The sequence below is a fragment of the Arthrobacter zhaoxinii genome (genome assembly GCF_025244925.1).
Lineage (GTDB): Bacteria > Actinomycetota > Actinomycetes > Actinomycetales > Micrococcaceae > Arthrobacter_B > Arthrobacter_B zhaoxinii.
The window spans coordinates 1,357,343-1,373,737 of the sequence record NZ_CP104275.1 but is presented as its reverse complement, the minus strand read 5'-3'; the positions used below and the strand labels follow the sequence as shown (position 1 = coordinate 1,373,737).

Annotated in this window: 14 protein-coding genes; 5 read left to right on the top strand and 9 right to left on the bottom strand. The window is 66.4% G+C overall.

Annotated elements, in window-relative coordinates; translation table 11 throughout:
- Positions 1–246: 246 nt before the first annotated feature.
- A complete protein-coding gene (locus tag N2K95_RS06365; RefSeq protein WP_260653376.1) occupies positions 247–924 on the top strand; it encodes an alpha/beta hydrolase family protein in 678 nt (225 codons plus the stop codon).
- On the top strand, positions 924–1,823 hold the full coding sequence (locus tag N2K95_RS06360) for an alpha/beta hydrolase fold domain-containing protein (RefSeq protein ID WP_260653375.1): 900 nt from the start codon (positions 924–926) through the stop codon (positions 1,821–1,823). Before N2K95_RS06365 ends, N2K95_RS06360 begins: the two co-directional genes overlap by 1 nt.
- 80 nt (positions 1,824–1,903) lie before the next feature.
- On the opposite strand, the gene N2K95_RS06355 is transcribed toward N2K95_RS06360, so the two are convergent.
- From N2K95_RS06355 to N2K95_RS06330, 6 genes are all read right to left on the bottom strand, one after another.
- Entirely contained in the window at positions 1,904–3,541 is a 1,638-nt protein-coding gene (locus N2K95_RS06355; protein ID WP_260653374.1) for an HNH endonuclease, read from the bottom strand.
- 282 nt (positions 3,542–3,823) lie between these two features.
- Positions 3,824–4,534: an NUDIX hydrolase gene (locus N2K95_RS06350; RefSeq protein WP_260653373.1), complete on the bottom strand. Its 711-nt coding sequence runs from the start codon at positions 4,532–4,534 to the stop codon at positions 3,824–3,826.
- Between the two features lie 47 nt (positions 4,535–4,581).
- Entirely contained in the window at positions 4,582–5,310 is a 729-nt protein-coding gene (locus N2K95_RS06345) for an amino acid ABC transporter ATP-binding protein (protein ID WP_255792714.1), read from the bottom strand.
- Positions 5,307–6,767, bottom strand: coding sequence for an amino acid ABC transporter substrate-binding protein/permease (locus tag N2K95_RS06340; protein WP_260653372.1), 1,461 nt, complete (start codon positions 6,765–6,767; stop codon positions 5,307–5,309). Before N2K95_RS06340 ends, N2K95_RS06345 begins: the two co-directional genes overlap by 4 nt.
- 110 nt (positions 6,768–6,877) lie before the next feature.
- On the bottom strand, positions 6,878–9,892 hold the full coding sequence (locus tag N2K95_RS06335; RefSeq protein ID WP_260653371.1) for a bifunctional [glutamine synthetase] adenylyltransferase/[glutamine synthetase]-adenylyl-L-tyrosine phosphorylase: 3,015 nt from the start codon (positions 9,890–9,892) through the stop codon (positions 6,878–6,880).
- A gap of 11 nt (positions 9,893–9,903) precedes the next feature.
- Complete coding sequence (locus N2K95_RS06330; RefSeq protein ID WP_255792717.1) at positions 9,904–11,244, bottom strand: glutamine synthetase family protein; 1,341 nt, start codon at positions 11,242–11,244, stop codon at positions 9,904–9,906.
- Between the two features lie 150 nt (positions 11,245–11,394).
- On the opposite strand from N2K95_RS06330, the gene panB reads away from it, so the two are divergent.
- Positions 11,395–12,261: a 3-methyl-2-oxobutanoate hydroxymethyltransferase gene (gene panB / locus N2K95_RS06325; RefSeq protein WP_255792718.1), complete on the top strand. Its 867-nt coding sequence runs from the start codon at positions 11,395–11,397 to the stop codon at positions 12,259–12,261.
- 28 nt (positions 12,262–12,289) lie between these two features.
- On the opposite strand, the gene N2K95_RS06320 is transcribed toward panB, so the two are convergent.
- On the bottom strand, positions 12,290–12,451 hold the full coding sequence (locus tag N2K95_RS06320) for an SPOR domain-containing protein (protein WP_260653370.1): 162 nt from the start codon (positions 12,449–12,451) through the stop codon (positions 12,290–12,292).
- Between the two features lie 87 nt (positions 12,452–12,538).
- Here N2K95_RS06320 and map point away from each other — a divergent pair, with 87 nt between their 5' ends.
- Together map and ppgK are read left to right on the top strand one after the other, a co-directional pair.
- Positions 12,539–13,417, top strand: coding sequence for a type I methionyl aminopeptidase (map, locus tag N2K95_RS06315; RefSeq protein ID WP_260653369.1), 879 nt, complete (start codon positions 12,539–12,541; stop codon positions 13,415–13,417).
- Positions 13,418–13,454: 37 nt separating this feature from the next.
- Positions 13,455–14,258, top strand: coding sequence for a polyphosphate--glucose phosphotransferase (ppgK, locus tag N2K95_RS06310; protein ID WP_260653368.1), 804 nt, complete (start codon positions 13,455–13,457; stop codon positions 14,256–14,258).
- Between the two features lie 140 nt (positions 14,259–14,398).
- Here ppgK and nrdR read toward each other — a convergent pair whose 3' ends face one another.
- Positions 14,399–14,899 (bottom strand): transcriptional regulator NrdR, encoded by a 501-nt coding sequence (gene nrdR / locus N2K95_RS06305; RefSeq protein WP_255792724.1) that lies wholly within the window; start codon positions 14,897–14,899, stop codon positions 14,399–14,401.
- Positions 14,900–15,030: 131 nt separating this feature from the next.
- Positions 15,031–16,377 carry a histidinol dehydrogenase gene (gene hisD, locus N2K95_RS06300; RefSeq protein WP_260653367.1) on the bottom strand — a complete coding sequence of 449 codons (1,347 nt, stop codon included), beginning with the start codon at positions 16,375–16,377 and terminating at the stop codon, positions 15,031–15,033.
- Between the last annotated feature and the right edge of the window lie 18 nt (positions 16,378–16,395).

The following is a 16,395-nucleotide window of genomic DNA, read 5'->3' as shown; positions in this document are numbered from 1 at the left end:
TCGAGAGGCATGGGATGGTACTCCGGGCACGATGAATCGATGTGCCGCAAAGCGGTGGCTTCTGTGCCGGAGTGGTGGTGTTGCGGTTCGTCGCCCAAGGCGGACCGCGGATTTCAGGAGAGGCTGCGCGTGGTGCCGATACCGGCTGCGCTTATGGGGCCTTCGGATCCTGTCCGCTTTCCATTCTAGTGGTATTACCTTCTGCGCTCAAGGTGTCCGGCCCGGGATGGCAGTACGTTTGAACACATGCACGTTGATCATCTTGACCTGTCCATTCCCGTCGGCGAAGGGCACGTATCCGCCGTATTGTCCCGACCTGAGGGCGCGGATGTGACCGTCGTCGTCGCCCATGGAGCCGGCACCGGTATGGAGCACCCCTTCCTTACCGGGTTTACCGCGGCCCTGAACGACGGCGGTGCGGCCACCCTGCGCTTCAACTTTCCGTACCGGGAGGCCGGGAAGAAGTTTCCGGACCGGGCTCCCGTAGCCGTCGAAACGTGGAAGGCCGTTATGGCCACGGTGGCGGAGCGCGATGACGGCGGGCCGGTCTGGGCGTGCGGGAAGTCCTTCGGCGGCCGCATGGCGTCCATGGCTGTGGCGGAGGGCATGTCTGCCGCCGGGCTGGTGTACCTGGGCTACCCGCTGCATCCGCCGGGCAAGCCGGAGAAGCTGCGCGACGAGCACTTGTACGGCCTGACCCTGCCGATGCTGTTCCTGCAGGGCACCCGTGACACGTTTGCCCTGCCCGGCGAGCTGGAACCGGTGGCCGAGCGGATTGGCCCGAATGCGGAAGTTCAGCGGATTAACGGCGGAAACCACTCCTTCGAGGTCCGGGGGCAGAAGCGAACACCTGACGTCATAGGGGCCGGACTCGCTGATCCGGTGCTGAGGTTTATCCGGGCAGCAGAACCCGGGAGGAGTTGATGGCAAGTCTGCCGATGAGGCTCCTGGAGCCGTATCTGCGGCTGACCCGGAAGCCGCTGACGGCCACGGCCGAACGCACCGAGGCGAGGCTCTCCACAGTAAAGCCGGCTGCTGAGCCGCCCCGCGGGCTGTTGCGAAAGTTTCGAGTCGAGCAACGGCACGTGGACGGGTTCGCCTGCTACTCCGTGACGTCCCGGAACCCCGGCGTTGCCCGGGCTTCCACGGCACCCTCCGCGATCCTGTACCTGCATGGCGGCTCGTATATCAGCCCGATCAGCGCCTGGCACTGGCGGTTCATCTCCCGTCTGGCGGCAGCGGGCCACCGGGTGGAGGTTGCGCTGTACGGTCGGGCGCCCGGGTACAGCCATCGGGATGCATCACCGCTGCTGGCATCCGTGTACCGGCGGCTGCTGGAAGACTGCGATCCCCGGGACATGGCTTTTGTGGGCGACTCAGCCGGGGGCGGGCTCGCTCTGGCTTTTGCCCAGCAGCTGGCGGAATATGCTCTGCCTCAGCCGCGGCGTTTGGTTCTGCTGTCCCCCTGGGTGGACGTCGCGATGGAAAATCCGGAGCTTGCCGCGGTTGAAGCCGTGGATCCCTGGCTGAGCCGTGCCGGGCTTCGGGTTGCGGGCCGGGCCTGGGCAGCAGGTGACGACGTGGCGGACCCGCGCATCAGCCCCATCAACGGCAGCCTGTTGGGCCTGCCTCCGACGGACCTGTTTGTCGGAACCCATGACCTGCCCTATCCCGATGTGCTCCGGCTGGAACGGCTTCTGAAGTCGGCCGGCACCCCGGTTTCGCTGCACGTTGCTGACGGCGGTGTCCATGTCTACCCCCTGCTTCCCGTGCCCGAAGGCAGAGCTGCGCAGAGGACGATCCTGCAACTTCTGCGGGCCTGATTACCGGAGCCGCGGGAGGAGGTTCAGCGGGCGACCGCGGGACAGGGAAATCAGGCTGTCGTTTTCGACCGGCAATGCCATCAGAAGGGCGGCGGGTCCTCCTCTGACTCCGGACCGGGTCCGCCGGTTCCTGCCTGCACGGTTCCAGACCATCCGGTGCCGAAAGTACCAGGCCCGTTGAAGCCGCTGCCCTGGGCGTCCGTGCGGTAGACCCGACCCATCGGCGAAGTCCACTCGATTACCCCGGGTGCCGGTTGCCTTGCCTTCCACAACCCGACCGTCTTGAAACGGTGGTGCTTCCTGCATAGGTGAGCCAGGTTCCCATGCTCGGTGGGACCGCTGCTCGCCCAGGGCAGAGTGTGGTCGAGTTCGCAGTTCTCTGCCGCCACGCTGCATCCCGGGAACCGGCAGGTCCCGTCACGGGCCTGCAGCCAGCGTTTGAGCGCATGCGGAATCCTGCGCCGCCTGCTGACTGCCAGGATCTCCCCGTCGCCGCTCTGCAGCAGCCCGGTCCACCGGCCCATGCCCGCCAGCAGTTCGCGTGCAATCCCGGCACTGATCGGACCGTAGCCATTCAACTCCGCTGGCGCGTCCGACAGTCCCAGCAGCGATTCGGCCGAGACAATCACCATCACCTCCGCCCGCAATCCCCCGGCTGACCAGCCCTCCCCCGGCATGCGTGGTTCCTGCGGAGCATCAGGTCCCGGGGTTGCCCCCACCTCGGGCTCGCTTAGTCGCGAAGTAGGCCTCGGTGCGGCGCCCGGCCGTACCGTCATACCCCGATCGCCCGGTACCCGCACCGCAGTTGGTTCTCCTCGCGAGCCTGTCGGCATCCCTACGGGCGGTTCCGCCATGGAGCGTGTCTCTTGGCCGGTAAGCGCCGCAACGAGGACATCGGCACGCAACTGGTCGAGACTCCGGGAATCCCCGGCTTGCTGCTCCCCGCGTGCGCAGACGGTCAATCCGTTGAAGATCCCGTGCGCGGCAGCTGCCGGCAGGAACGCCGAAAGGACACCGATTCCGTCCGGTAGGTCCTCCAGCCAGACCCTGCGATCCAGCGTGGCGGCCCGGTGGCGTTCCGGAATGGTCTGCGGGGACATCCCCTCCCGGATCCGGCGGGCCGTGCGGTCGAACTGCGGACCGGTCTTCCCAGGAGCCAGTGGCAGCAGCTTGGCCTCGAGCAGCCTGCTGTCCTCGAGGCGCAGGCCGCCGGTCTGCTCCACAACGGTGCGGGCCCGGCGGTAATCAATAGCACCGTGTTCGAGAAGGGCCAGCGTCTCGGGGCATCTGGTACACAACTGTTCCGAATCGGCGACCAACCGCTGCGCGGCAACTCCGGGCAGGCACAGCAGGGCACCTATCTCGGCAGCGGTGGTACGCAGAATCCACTCCCCGTCCAACGGTGTAAAGGAAGCGTTCGCCTCGGTAGCCGCGTCAGCCGCGGGCGCCGGAACCGGAGTTGCCGGGTATGGATCCGGATTCGGGTAGAGGTTCTGTGCGGTGAGTTCCTGCAGCCGGTACACGGTGCGCGCCTGTTGCGCCTGCACCCAGCAGACCACGGCATTGAGACGCTCCAGGGTCTGCAGCGCCGCTTCCTGCCCCAGTTCTTCAGGTCTCTGGAGTGAGAGCATCCCCATCAACCCGGGCGGCATCACCGTGCCTGCAGCAGGAGCATCGCCGGCGGACACGCAGAACACGCCCGGCAGCTCCAGGCCCATGTCTGCCTGGGGAGATGCACCGGTTTTCCATGCGCTGGATGGCTCCCGCGGCCCTTCGGCGTGACCCCCGGCATTTCCGGTACCCGCTCTGTCCGGGCGTGGGCATGCGCCCGAACGACGGTCGGAAGCCGCTCGACTCCGGGGGTGCGAATTACGGGTGGCCTGTTCCATGAGCAAAGTCCACCAGCACGAAGGCCTGCCCGGACCGGTGGGCCGGCACTACGTGGAAAACTGCGCTACGGCTTTCACACAGCCCAGCCTGTGGAGGAACACTCTTACGGGCTACCGGGTCCGCTCGTAGCGCCAGAAGGTCTTGTCCATCACGAGCCGGTGCCGCGCCGGAAGGGAAGCGTCCGACGCCGCAATAGAAGACCCGCCGGCAGACCCGCCGACACCCCCGACCGCGCCGTCGTACTCCTCGTCGCCCTCCCAGGCAAAAACGGTCACGGGCTCGTACCCGGCGAGAGAACGGGTCCGGAAGGTTTCCGTTTCGGCACCCGCGATCCGGGCCAGGGCCGCATCGGCAGAGGCATCGGCGGTCAGCGAGTGCAGGGTGACCCAGGTCGGCGGAACCAACTGCATCAGCCCGTTGCGGTGCCGGTCCAAAGCCTCGGCGGGCAACAGCCACCGGTGGTTGAGCAGCTCCCCGGGGTTAAGGCGAATATCCCCGGCAGGAGCCTTCGCGGCAAAGAACCAGGTCTGGTAGCGCCGCGGGATGTTTTCCGGAGGGATCCAGCAGGAAAGCGGCACCAGGTCCCCGGCACGGAGAGCCAGCCCGGTTTCTTCAGCGGTTTCACGCACTCCGGCGCGCACAGCCGCGCTCTCTTCAGCCTCTCCCTCGGCACGGTCTGCCGGGTCCACCCGCCCGCCGGGGAAGACCCAGGCACCGCCGAACGAACCGGCAGTAGGCCGTTCCAGCAGCAGCACCTCGGGGCCGGCGTCGGAATCCCGAAGCAGTACGACAGTGGCCGCCGTACCGGTAAGTTCGCTCATGTCCAGAGCATAACGAATACCGACGGCGGCCACTGCGGGGCGAAGCGCTAGAGCACCTTGGCCAGGAAGTCCTGCAGGCGCGGAGCCTGCGGGCTGCCGAAGAGCAGCTCCGGGGTGTTCTCCTCGACGATGTGGCCATCGGCCATGAAGATCACGCGGTCGGCCACTTCGCGGGCGAAGCCCATCTCGTGGGTGACCACAACCATGGTCATGCCTTCCCGGGCCAGGTCACGGATGACCTGCAGCACTTCACCGACCATTTCCGGGTCGAGCGCCGAGGTGGCCTCATCGAAGAGCATGATGTCCGGCTGCATGGCCAGCGCCCGGGCAATAGCCACACGCTGCTTCTGGCCGCCGGAAAGCTGCGCGGGGCGGGCATCGGCCTTGTCTGCCAGGCCAACCCGGTCCAGCAGGGCAAGGGCGGTCTTGCGGACCTCGGCCTTGGGTGCCTTCTTCAGCTGCACCGGGGCCAGCATGATGTTGTCCAGCACGCTCATGTGCGGGAACAGGTTGAAGTGCTGGAACACCATGCCGATGTGCTGGCGCACCTCGTTCAGGTTCACCTTGGGATCGGTGAGGTCGAAACCGTCAACCATGACCGTGCCGCCGGTGATGTCTTCCAGCTTGTTCAGGCAGCGCAGGAAGGTGGACTTGCCGGAGCCGGACGGGCCGATGACGCAGACCACTTCGCCCTCGGCAACGCTGACGTCCAGTCCCTTAAGGACCTCGTTGGACCCGTAGGATTTCCGCAGCCCAATGGTTTGGATCTTGCTCACTTGTTAAACCTCTTATCCAGGACGTCCGCCAGCTTGGTCAGCAGCGTAATGACGATGAAGTACAGGGCAGCCACGATGATCAGTACTTCAGCGGTACGGAAGTTCACCGCGTAGATCTGCTGGCCCTGGTACGTCAGCTCCGCAAAGCCGATGACGGCAAGCAGGGAGGTGTCCTTCAAGGTAATGACGAACTGGTTGATGAAGGACGGCGTCATGATCTTGATGGCCTGCGGAATGATGACCTTCTGCATGGTCTTTCCGTAGCCGAGTCCGAGGCTGCGGGCCGCTTCCATCTGGCCGGGATCCACGGACTGGATGCCGCCGCGGACAATCTCGGTCATGTAGGCGCCGGCGTTCAGGCTCAGCGTCAGCACGCCTGCAGTGAGTACGTCCACCGGCTGGCCGATGATCTGCGGCAGGCCGAAGTAGAAGAAGAAGGCCTGCACCAGCACCGGGGTGCCGCGGAAGATGCTCACGTAGACGGTGGCGATGCCGCGGAGGATCCGCGAGGACCCGACCTTCAGGAAGCCGAAGAACACGCCGAGGACGAGGGCAAAGAGCAGCGACAGCGCGGTCGCCAGCAGGGTCAGGCCCATGCCCTTGGCGAAGGCGGGACCGTTGTCCGTGATCAGGGACCAGAAGCTGGAATCCTTGGCACCGGCCTCGAGGTAGGTGTCCAGGATCTCGTCGTACTCGCCGCTTTCCTTCAGGTCGGCGAGGCCGTCGTTGAAGGCGGTCAGGAGTTCGGGATTGGCGCCCTTGTTGACGGCAAAACCGTACGAGCTGCCGGCTTCCTTCTCGGTGACGGTCTTCAGCCCGTTGCCGGAGGCGACGCCGTAGGCAAGCACGGGGTAGTCGTCGAACACGGCCACGGAGCCGCCGGCCTTGACGTCGTCGTACATCTGGGCGGACTGCGCGAAGGCAACAACTTCGAAGCCGTAGTCGTCCTTGATGGACTCGGCGAAGGTCTGGCCTTCGGTTCCGGTCTTGACGGCGACGCGCTTGCCGCGCAGATCCTCGTACCCGGCGACGTCGTTGTTGTTCTCGGCGACGGCCATCTGGATGCCGGACTCGAAGTACGGGTCCGAGAAGTCGAAGACCTGCCGGCGTTCGTCGGTGATGGACATACCGGCAATAACGCCGTCCACCTGGTTGGACTGCAGCGACTGCAGTGCCGCGTCGAAGCCGAGGGACTGGATTTCGACGTTGAAGCCCTCCTCCTCGGCAATCGCGTTGAGGAGGTCCATGTCGATGCCCACGAGTTCGCCGTTTTCACGGAATTCGAACGGTGCGAACGTGGTATCGGTGCCGATGACGAAGGTCTCGCCTTCGACGCCGTCCGCTGCGACTGCTCCGGCCGCAGGAATCCCCAGCAGCAAAGCCAGGGTTGCGAGGAAGGTGGTCAGCGGTACGGCCAGTTTAGCCGGGCCCTTTAAGGCCCGTTTGCCACTAAGCAAAGTAAACGTCTCCTAGCTCTATCACTGCGGCACACGCCGCAAATGCCCTCATAGAGCGTACCTAGAGCAGTGGCAATGCAACGAACCGATTGGGCCGTCAGCGACGTGAGCTAGGTCCCGTATCCGTAGAAATACCGTTCGAAAACGGCCCGGGCATGCCGGGTGACCTTCAGGTAATCCTCCTCCAGAACCCCGCCCTGACCTGCACCGTAACCGCACCAGCGGGCCACCGCGTCCAGTTCCCGGCGGGAAGAGGGCAGCACATCGGGGTTCCGTCCGCCGCGGATAACATTTGCGCTACGGACCCGGCTGGCCAGCAGCCAGGCCTGCCGGAGGGTCTCGACGTCGACGGCGGGAAGCAGCTCGGCCGCCTCGACCGCCTCCAGCGCGGGCAGGGTCGCCGTCGTCCGCAGCTCCGGCACCCGGCGGGCATGCTGCAGCTGGAGCAGCTGCACGAGCCACTCCACGTCGCTGAGGCTGCCGCGTCCAAGTTTCAGCTGCCGGGAAGGATCCGCTCCCCGGGGCAGGCGTTCGGCTTCCACGCGTGCCTTGATCCGGCGGATCTCCCGGACGTCCTTGGCCGTGACGTCCTCCGGGTAGCGCACCGGGTCGATCAGTGCCATGAAATCCTCGGCCAGCGCGTCGCTGCCGGCCATGGGACGCGCCCGCAGCAGGGCCTGCGCCTCCCAGACCACGGACCAGCGTTCGTAGTAGCCGCGGTAGGACTCCAGGCTGCGCACCAGCGGGCCCTGCCTGCCCTCGGGACGCAGGCCGGCGTCGAGGACCAAAGGGCGCTCGGCCCGGACGGCCGGGCTGCACGGCTGCTGCAGGTAGGTGGAAATCTGCGAGACGACCTTCTCGGCCTGCGCCTGGGCTGCCGCCGGGTCGACGCCGGGCAGCGGGCGGTGCACGTACATCACATCCGCGTCGGAGCCGTAGCCGATCTCCCGTCCGCCCTGCCGTCCCATCGCGACCACCAGCAGATCCGTGAGCTTCTCGCTGCTGCCGAACACCTCCGACTCCGCAACATTCAGGGCGCCCAGGACGGCGGCACGGTCGGCGTCCGCCAGGGCGCGGCCGACCTCCTGCTGGCTGAGCAGTCCGGCGCTGTCGGCGATGGCTATGCGCAGCATCTCGCGGCGGCGGATCAGCCGGATGAGCCGCATGGCTTCACCCGGGTGCGGGTGGCGGGACATCTTTGACTGGATTTCCAGCCACTGCGTGTCGAAGGACGCCGGCACCAGGTCCTTGTCGGATCCGAGCCAGGCGGTGGATTCCGGTGAGACCTCCAGCAGGTCGGTAATGAACCGGCTCGAGGAGAGGATGGAGCACAGCCGCTCCCCCGCTGCCGAGGAGTCGCGCAGCATCCCCAGATACCAGTGGGTCTCGCCCAGGTTTTCGCTCAGCCGGCGGAAGCCCAGCAGGCCGGCGTCGGGGTCCACGCCGTCGGCGAGCCAGGCGAGCAGCACCGGAAGCAGCTGCCGCTGCAGGGCGGCGCGCCGGCTCACCCCCACGGTCAGTGCTTCAATGTGGCGCATCGCGCCGCGGGGGTCGACGTAGCCCAGCGCGGCCAGGCGCGCCTGGGCGGCCTCGGGGGTCAGCCGGACTTCATCCGCGCTGAGGTGCGCGGCCGTACTGAGCAGCGGCCGGTAGAAAATGCTTTCATGCAGCTGCCGCACCAGGCGTTTGGTGCGCTGCCACTGTTCGCGCAGGCGTTCGGCGCTGGGGCGTTCGGAGGACAGGGATCCGGCGCTGGCCTTGGCCAGTGCCCTCAAAGCTGCCTCCTCCTCGGGCATCAGATGGGTCCGGCGCATATGCACCATCTGGATGCGGTGCTCGAGCACCCGCAGGTAGCGGTAGGACTCGTCCAGCGCCCGCGCGTCGCTGCGCCCGATGTAGCCGGCTTCGCTGAGCGCCGCGATGGCAGCGGTCGTCGCGCGTACCCGAAGGCTTTCGTCGACCCTGCCGTGCACCAGCTGAAGCAGCTGGACAGTGAACTCGACGTCGCGCAGTCCGCCGCTGCCGAGCTTCAGCTGCCGTGATTCCTCGTGGCCGGGGATGTTGTCCGTGACTCTGCGGCGCATGGCCTGCACCGATTCCACGAAGCCGTCCCGTTCGGAGCTGCTCCAGATCAAGGGGGCAACGGCTTCTTCATAGCGCCGGCCGAGCTCCCGGTCGCCCGCCATGGCCCGGGCCTTAAGCAGCGCCTGGAACTCCCAGCTGTGCGCCCAGCGCTGGTAGTAGCTCACATGCGAGTCCAGGGTACGCACCAGCGGGCCGTCCTTACCCTCTGGACGCAGGTTGGTGTCCACTTCCCAGAGCGGAGGCTCCGGCGCCGAGGCGTTGATGGCGCGCGAAATCCCGGCGGCCAGCGCGGTGCCGATGGTGGAGGCCCGCTCTTCCGGCAGTCCGGAGGCCTCAATCACGTAGATGACGTCCACGTCGGAGATATAGTTCAGCTCCCGCGCGCCGGCTTTGCCCATCCCGATGACGGCGAGGCGCACGGCGGAAATCTCTTCGGCCGGAAAGCTTGCCGCCAGCTCCGCTCGGGAAACCGCCAGGGCAGCCTCCAGCGCTGCGCCGGCCAGATCGGCAAGCTCCCGTCCTGCCGCCGGCAGGTAGTCCGTCGGGGATGCCGCGCCGAGATCCCGCACGGCGAGGTCCAGCAGGTGCCGCCGGTACCGGGACCGCAGCGCCACATAGGCTTCAGTGCCCGTCAGGCCGGCCACGGGCGCCGCACCGCTGCCCGCGTGCACGGCGTCGAGCAGCGAGGCCCGCAGAGTGGGCTCATCCGTGCTGCCCGGTTCCGCGCGCAGCTGGCGGTGCAGGACTCCGATGTCGCCCGGATGACGCATCAGGAACTCCGCCAGGGCGTCGGAGGCCCCCAGCAGGCGGAACAGGGCTTCGCTGCGCTCGGTCCCGGCGTTGACCAGGTCCACCAGCTCGGGGGCGCGGCCAATCAGCCGCACCAGTGACTGAAGGGCCAGATCCGGGTCCGCGGAGAAGGCGAACCCGGCAAACAACGCTTCTTCGTCCACGCCCTCGAGTTCCCGGGCTGCCAGGAACCGCGTGCTTTTTTCCAGGTCGCGGAAACCTGTGGCGATCAGCCGTCGGGTCAGGCTCATCGGTACTCCCTCTAGAGAATGCCCAGGTTCTTCTGCAGTTCGAACCGGGTCACTTGCTGGCGGTATTCGTTCCAGTCCGCGCGCTTGTTGCGCAGGAAATTCTCGAACACCTGCTCGCCCAGGATGTCGGCGACGAGCTCGGATTCCTCCATCACGCGCACCGCATCATGCAGCGAGGCCGGCAGCGGGTCATGGCCCATGGCACGGCGTTCGGCGGCGCTCAGGCTCTCAATGTCGTCTTCGGCACCCGGCGGCAGCTCGTATCCCTCTTCGATGCCCTTCAATCCGGCGCCCAGCAGCACCGCGTAGGCCAGGTACGGGTTGGCCGCGGAGTCAATGCCGCGGTATTCGATGCGGGCCGACTGGCCCTTGTTCGGCTTGTACAACGGCACCCGCAGCAGTGCGGACCGGTTGTTGTGGCCCCAGGACAGGTAGCTCGGGGCCTCACCGCCGCCCCAGAGCCGCTTGTAGGAGTTCACGAACTGGTTGGTCACGGCAGTGAATTCCGGTGCATGCCGCAGGATGCCCGCCATGAACTGGCGTGCCGTGGTGGAGAGCTGGAACTCGGCGCCGGCCTGGAAGAAGGCGTTGCTGTCGCCTTCGAAGAGCGAGAAGTGGGTGTGCATGCCGGAGCCGGGGTGGTGCGAGAAGGGCTTGGGCATAAAGCTCGCGTAGCAGTTGGTCATCAGCGCGACCTCTTTGACCACTGTGCGGAAGGTCATGATGTTGTCCGCGGTCTGCAGCGCATCGGCGTAGCGCAGATCGATTTCGTTCTGCCCGGGCCCGGCCTCGTGGTGGCTGAACTCCACGGAGATGCCGACGGCCTCCAGCATGGACACTGCCGTGCGGCGGAAGTCCTGGGCCACGCCGCCGGGAACGTGGTCGAAGTAGCCCGCCTGGTCCACGGGAACGGGCTGGCCGTCTTCGCCGAGCTCGTCCGACTTCAGCAGGTAGAACTCAATCTCGGGGTGGGTGTAGCAGGTGAAACCCATGTCCGCGGCCTTGGCCAGCTGGCGCTTGAGGACGTTGCGCGGATCGGCAGCCGACGGCTGGCCGTCCGGGGTGAGGATGTCGCAGAACATCCGCGAGGTCTGCTCCTCGTCGCCGCGCCAGGGCAGGATCTGGAAGGTGGCGGGGTCAGGCTGGGCCAGCAGGTCCGACTCGAAGATCCGGGCCAGGCCCTCCACGGAGGAACCGTCAAAGCCCAGGCCCTCCTCAAAGGCGCCTTCGACTTCCGCCGGGGCCAGCGCCACGGATTTCAGCTGGCCGACGACGTCGGTAAACCACAACCGCACAAACCGGACATCGCGCTCCTCGATGGTGCGCAGAACGAATTCCTGCTGGCGGTTCATCCTTACCTTCTTTCCTCTTCACGGCTCAGAGACATGTGAAACCTTCTTCACTCTACCTAGGTGTGCAGGGTTTGGGCGGCAGCCCGCCCGGATCCCCGTAACCGGGCCGCCGGGAGGTTCCGGCGGGGCGTTCTTTAGTAGGCTCGAAGCATGACCAGTGCCGAACAGCCCTCCCCGTACGCCGCCGCTCCCGCGGCCCCTTCCGCTCCTTCAGCACCGGCGCTGAAGAAAATCCGCATCTCCCACCTGCAGCAGCTCAAGGACAACGGCGGCAGGTTCGCCATGCTGACCGCCTATGACCAGTACGCCGCAGGCATCTTCGACGAAGCCGGCATCGAGGTCCTTCTGGTGGGCGACTCGGCTGCGAACAACGTGATGGGCCACGCCACCACGCTGCCCATCACCATGGACGAAATGATCGTCTTTGCCCGTTCCGTCACAGCAGGCGCCAGCCATTCACTGGTGGTCTGCGACCTTCCCTTCGGCTCCTACGAGGTCTCCCCCGCCCAGGCCATCGAATCCTCGGTGCGGCTCATGAAGGAAGGCCTGGTCCACGCGGTGAAGATGGAGGGCGGGCGGCACTATGCGGACCACGTCCGTGCTATGACCGCCGCGGGGATTCCCGTGATGGCCCACGTAGGCTTCACTCCGCAGGCCGAGCATGCGCTCGGCGGCTACAAGGTGCAGGGCCGCGGCGAGGCGGGAGCCGCAGTGGTGCAGGACGCCGTCGCCCTCGCGGAGGCGGGAGCGTTCTGCGTCCTGATGGAAATGGTGCCGGCCGATGTGGCGGCAGAGGTCGACGCCGCAGTCCGCGTGCCCACCATCGGTATCGGTGCGGGCAACGCCACCACGGGACAGGTGCTGGTCTGGCAGGACATGGCCGGGCTGCGCGGCGGGAAGCAGCCGCGTTTCGTCAAGGCCTTCGCCGACCTGCGCACCGAGCTGTCCCGGGCGGCAAAGGAGTACGCGGACGAGGTCCGCAGCGGTTCCTTCCCCGGCCCGGAACACAGCTTCTAGGGCGCGCAGCTTCCAGGCCACGCAGCCCCTACTCTTCGTCGGCGTCCCAGGCCTTGTTCCGCGCCTGCACCTTCTGCAGCGCCAGCTCGGCCTCCTCGCGGGTGGGGTATGGCCCGAGCAGCTTCGTCCAGTCGGACTGCGGGCCTTCCTCCACCTCGTGGGTCACTACGTTGAACCAGTAATCGGCCATGGGGTCCTCCTGTTGCCTTGGGATGTGCCTGTGCCGTGCCCGCCGGCTCGTCCCGCCTCCGGGCACGCTGGCGATAAGATCGATGGTATGCCCCAGAAACTCGACACTGCACCCGCTGGCCACCTGACACCGGGAAGCGTCAGCCCCCGGCTGCGTGTTCCGGCGTCGATCCCCCGGCCCGAATACGTGGACAAGGAAGCTCCCGCACCGTTTACCGGGTCCGAGGTCAAGTCGCCCGAAACCATCGAGAAGATCCGCCTCGCCAGCAAGGTGGCCGCGCAGGCCATCGTTGAGGTCGGCCGGCACATTGTCCCCGGCGTCACCACCGACGAGCTGGACCGGATCGGCCACCAGTTCCTGCTGGACTCGAACGCATACCCCTCCACGCTGGGTTACCGGGGCTTCCCGAAGTCCCTGTGCTCCTCGGTCAACGAGGTCATCTGCCACGGCATCCCGGACACCACGGTGCTCGAGGACGGCGACATCATCAACATCGATATCACGGCCTACATGAACGGTGTCCACGGCGATACCAACTGGACCTTCCTGGTGGGGGACGTGGACGAGGAGTCCCGCCTGCTCGTGGAGCGCACACAGGAATCGCTGCGCCGGGCCATCAAAGCAGTCGCCCCGGGCCGCGAAATCAACGTCATCGGCCGCACCATCGAGTCCTATGCCAAGCGTTTCGGTTACGGTGTTGTCCGTGACTTCACCGGCCACGGCGTCGGTGAAGCCTTCCACACCGGCCTGATCATTCCGCATTACGACGCCGCGCCCGCGTACAGCAGGCTGATCGAACCCGGAATGGTGTTTACGATTGAACCTATGCTCACTCTTGGCACCATTGAGTGGGACATGTGGGATGACAACTGGACAGTCCTCACCAAGGACCGCAAACGCACCGCACAGTTCGAGCACACCCTGCTCGTGACTGATGACGGCGCTGAAGTTCTGACCCTTCCCTGACCCGCTAGCCCGAGCTCAGAACTACTACTGGAGAACCATGGCCAAGAAGCATAAGTCCGACAAGCACGTCGACGCCGTCATCGGAATTGATATCGGGGGCACTGGCATCAAGGGCGGCATTGTCGACCTGGCCAAGGGCAAGCTGATTGGCGACCGTTTCCGCATTCCCACCCCGCAGCCGGCGACCCCCGAAGCCGTAGCCGGCGTCGTGGGGCAGATCGTGGCGGAACTGTCCTCCCGCCCCGAGGGTCCCGGACCCGAGGTTCCCGTGGGCGTCACCTTCCCGGCCATCATCTCCCACGGCATTGCCCGTTCCGCAGCCAACGTGGACAAGAGCTGGATTGACACGGACGTCGACACGCTGCTCACCAAGGCGCTCGGCCGCGACGTGCAGGTCATGAACGACGCCGATGCTGCCGGCCTGGCCGAGGCCCGCTACGGCGCCGGCCGCGAGGTGGACGGCACCGTCCTGGTGATCACCCTGGGCACGGGCATCGGCTCGGCCCTGATCTACAAGGGCATGCTGGTCCCCAACGCCGAACTCGGCCACCTCGAAATCGACGGGCACGACGCCGAGACCAAGGCCTCGGCCTCGGCCCGCGAACGCGATGAAATCAGCTGGGAGGAATACGCCGAACGGCTCCAGCGCTACTTCTCGCACGTGGAGTTCCTTTTCTCCCCTGATCTGTTCGTGGTCGGCGGCGGAATTTCCAAGCGCAGCGAGGACTTCCTGCCGCTGCTGAACCTGCGCACGCCGCTGGTCACCGCCAATCTGAAGAACAACGCCGGGATTGTCGGGGCCGCACTCCAGGCAGCCACGCACTTCAAGTACCTCAAGTAACCACCCGGACCGGGACAACGCGAAAGCGGCGGAAGGATAACCTTCCGCCGCTTTTTCCGCGTCTGGAATCAGTACTGGATAATCAAATACTGCCGGATGCTTCTTTACTGCGCGGTATTCATTTATTGCGCGGTGTCCGTTTACTGCGCGGTGAGGGGCCGCTGGGCACCGGACGGCACCCGGCCGGAGTTTTCCCGGGCCTCGTTCCGCAGCTTCTCAATAGCGGTCTCGAAATCCTCGAGGGAATCAAAAGACTGGTAAACGCTGGCAAAGCGCAGGTACGCCACCTGGTCCAGCTTCTGCAGCGGCGTGAGGATGGCCAGTCCCACCTCGTGGGCGTCGATTTCCGCCACCCCGCTGGCCCGGATGGATTCCTCCACTTCCTGCGCCAGCATCGCGAGGTCGTCCTCGCTGACGGGCCGGCCCTGGCAGGCCTTGCGCACGCCGTTGATCACCTTGCTGCGGCTGAAGGGTTCACCCACCCCGGAGCGCTTGATCACGCTCAGGCTGGTGGTTTCCACAGTGGAGAAGCGGCGGCCGCACTGCGGGCACTGCCGGCGGCGGCGGATTGCCGAGCCGTCGTCGGCCAGGCGGCTGTCCACGACGCGGGAATCAGCGTTGCGGCAAAACGGACAGTACATATCCCGTCCTTTCGCGAAGGGGCCTTATGGTGCTCTCACTATAGGGCCCGCGCTGCTGCATCACCAAGCGGGTAACCACTACATGTAGTACCTGCACAACTACATGTGGGTAGTGGGGAATACCCGCCGGGTTACTCGAAGCGGATGCTCACGGCGTCGCCGTGGGCCGGCAGATCCTCGGCACGGGAAAGCGCCACAATATCGGCACTGACTTCTTCCAGGGCCTCACGGTTGTAGTTGACCACCTGAATGGCCCGCATGAAGGTGGTCGTGTTCAGGCCCGAGGAGAAGGCAGCCGTACCGCCGGTGGGCAGGACATGGTTGGAACCGGCGCAGTAGTCGCCCAGGCTGACGGGACTGTAGTTGCCCACGAAAATGGCCCCGGCACTGCGGATCCGCGCCGCTACGGCCTCGGCGTCGGCCGTCTGGATTTCCAGGTGCTCGGCGGCGTAGGCATCGCAGACGGCAATACCCTGCTCCAGCCCGTCCACCAGAATCACCCCGGACTGCGCTCCGGAAAGGGCGGTGGATACCCGCTCGCTGTGCTTGGTGTCCCGCACCTGGCCTTTCAGTTCCCCGCGGACTTTGGCGGCAAGCTGCTCCGACGCCGTGACCAGGACGGAGCCGGCGTTGGGATCATGTTCGGCCTGGCTGACCAGGTCCGCCGCGACCAGGCGGGCGTCGGCGGTATCGTCGGCCAGGACCATGATCTCGGTGGGGCCGGCTTCGGAGTCGATGCCCACCACGCCCTTGACCAGACGCTTGGCGGTGGCCACGAACACGTTGCCGGGACCGGTCACCACGTCCACCGGCAGGATCGCGGGGTTGTTGGCGTCTGCCTGCACACCGTAGGCAAAGGCGGCAATAGCCTGGGCGCCGCCCACGGCGTAGACCTCGTCGATGCCCAGGAGCTTCGCAGCGGCCAGGATGGTGGGGTGGGGCAGTCCGCCGAATTCCTTCTGCGGCGGGGAGGCCAGGGCCAGGGACTCGACGCCTGCGGCCTGGGCCGGCACCACGTTCATGACCACCGAGGACGGATACACGGCCAGGCCGCCGGGAACGTAAAGCCCCACGCGGGAGACGGGCATCCATTTGTGCGTCAGGACCGCGCCGGGACGGATCGAAACCTCGGCATCGGCGGGACGCTGGGCCTTGGCGAAGATCCGGGTCCGTTCAATGGCTGTTTCCAGCGCGGCGCGGACGGCCGGGTCCAGCTGTTCGAGCGCCGAGTCCAGGGCTTCCTGCGGCACCCTCACCTGCTGCTGGTCCACGCCGTCGAACCTCTGCGCGAGGTCCGTCAGCGCGGTGAACCCGCGCGTGCGGACGTCCGTGATGATGGCCTCGACGGCGTCGGAGGCGGCGTCGAACGTCGTCTCGGCGCGCGGCATGGCACCTTTCAGCTCCGCGGGGCTGAGATGCTGCCCGCGCAGGTCGATGGTGCGGAAGGATTCAAAGGCGGCGGGGCTGGATGAATTCACACCCTCATTCTACCCAGC

What these genes read in the sequence shown, in the direction of transcription:
- N2K95_RS06365 (WP_260653376.1), top strand. Translation starts at nt 247, where the DNA reads ATGCACGTTGATCATCTTGACCTGTCCATTCCCGTCGGCGAAGGGCAC.
- N2K95_RS06360 (WP_260653375.1), top strand. Translation starts at nt 924, where the DNA reads ATGGCAAGTCTGCCGATGAGGCTCCTGGAGCCGTATCTGCGGCTGACC.
- N2K95_RS06355 (WP_260653374.1), bottom strand. Translation starts at nt 3,541, where the DNA reads ATGGGCCTGGAGCTGCCGGGCGTGTTCTGCGTGTCCGCCGGCGATGCT.
- N2K95_RS06350 (WP_260653373.1), bottom strand. Translation starts at nt 4,534, where the DNA reads ATGAGCGAACTTACCGGTACGGCGGCCACTGTCGTACTGCTTCGGGAT.
- N2K95_RS06335 (WP_260653371.1), bottom strand. Translation starts at nt 9,892, where the DNA reads ATGAGCCTGACCCGACGGCTGATCGCCACAGGTTTCCGCGACCTGGAA.
- N2K95_RS06330 (WP_255792717.1), bottom strand. Translation starts at nt 11,244, where the DNA reads ATGAACCGCCAGCAGGAATTCGTTCTGCGCACCATCGAGGAGCGCGAT.
- panB (WP_255792718.1), top strand. Translation starts at nt 11,395, where the DNA reads ATGACCAGTGCCGAACAGCCCTCCCCGTACGCCGCCGCTCCCGCGGCC.
- N2K95_RS06320 (WP_260653370.1), bottom strand. Translation starts at nt 12,451, where the DNA reads ATGGCCGATTACTGGTTCAACGTAGTGACCCACGAGGTGGAGGAAGGC.
- map (WP_260653369.1), top strand. Translation starts at nt 12,539, where the DNA reads ATGCCCCAGAAACTCGACACTGCACCCGCTGGCCACCTGACACCGGGA.
- ppgK (WP_260653368.1), top strand. Translation starts at nt 13,455, where the DNA reads ATGGCCAAGAAGCATAAGTCCGACAAGCACGTCGACGCCGTCATCGGA.
- nrdR (WP_255792724.1), bottom strand. Translation starts at nt 14,899, where the DNA reads ATGTACTGTCCGTTTTGCCGCAACGCTGATTCCCGCGTCGTGGACAGC.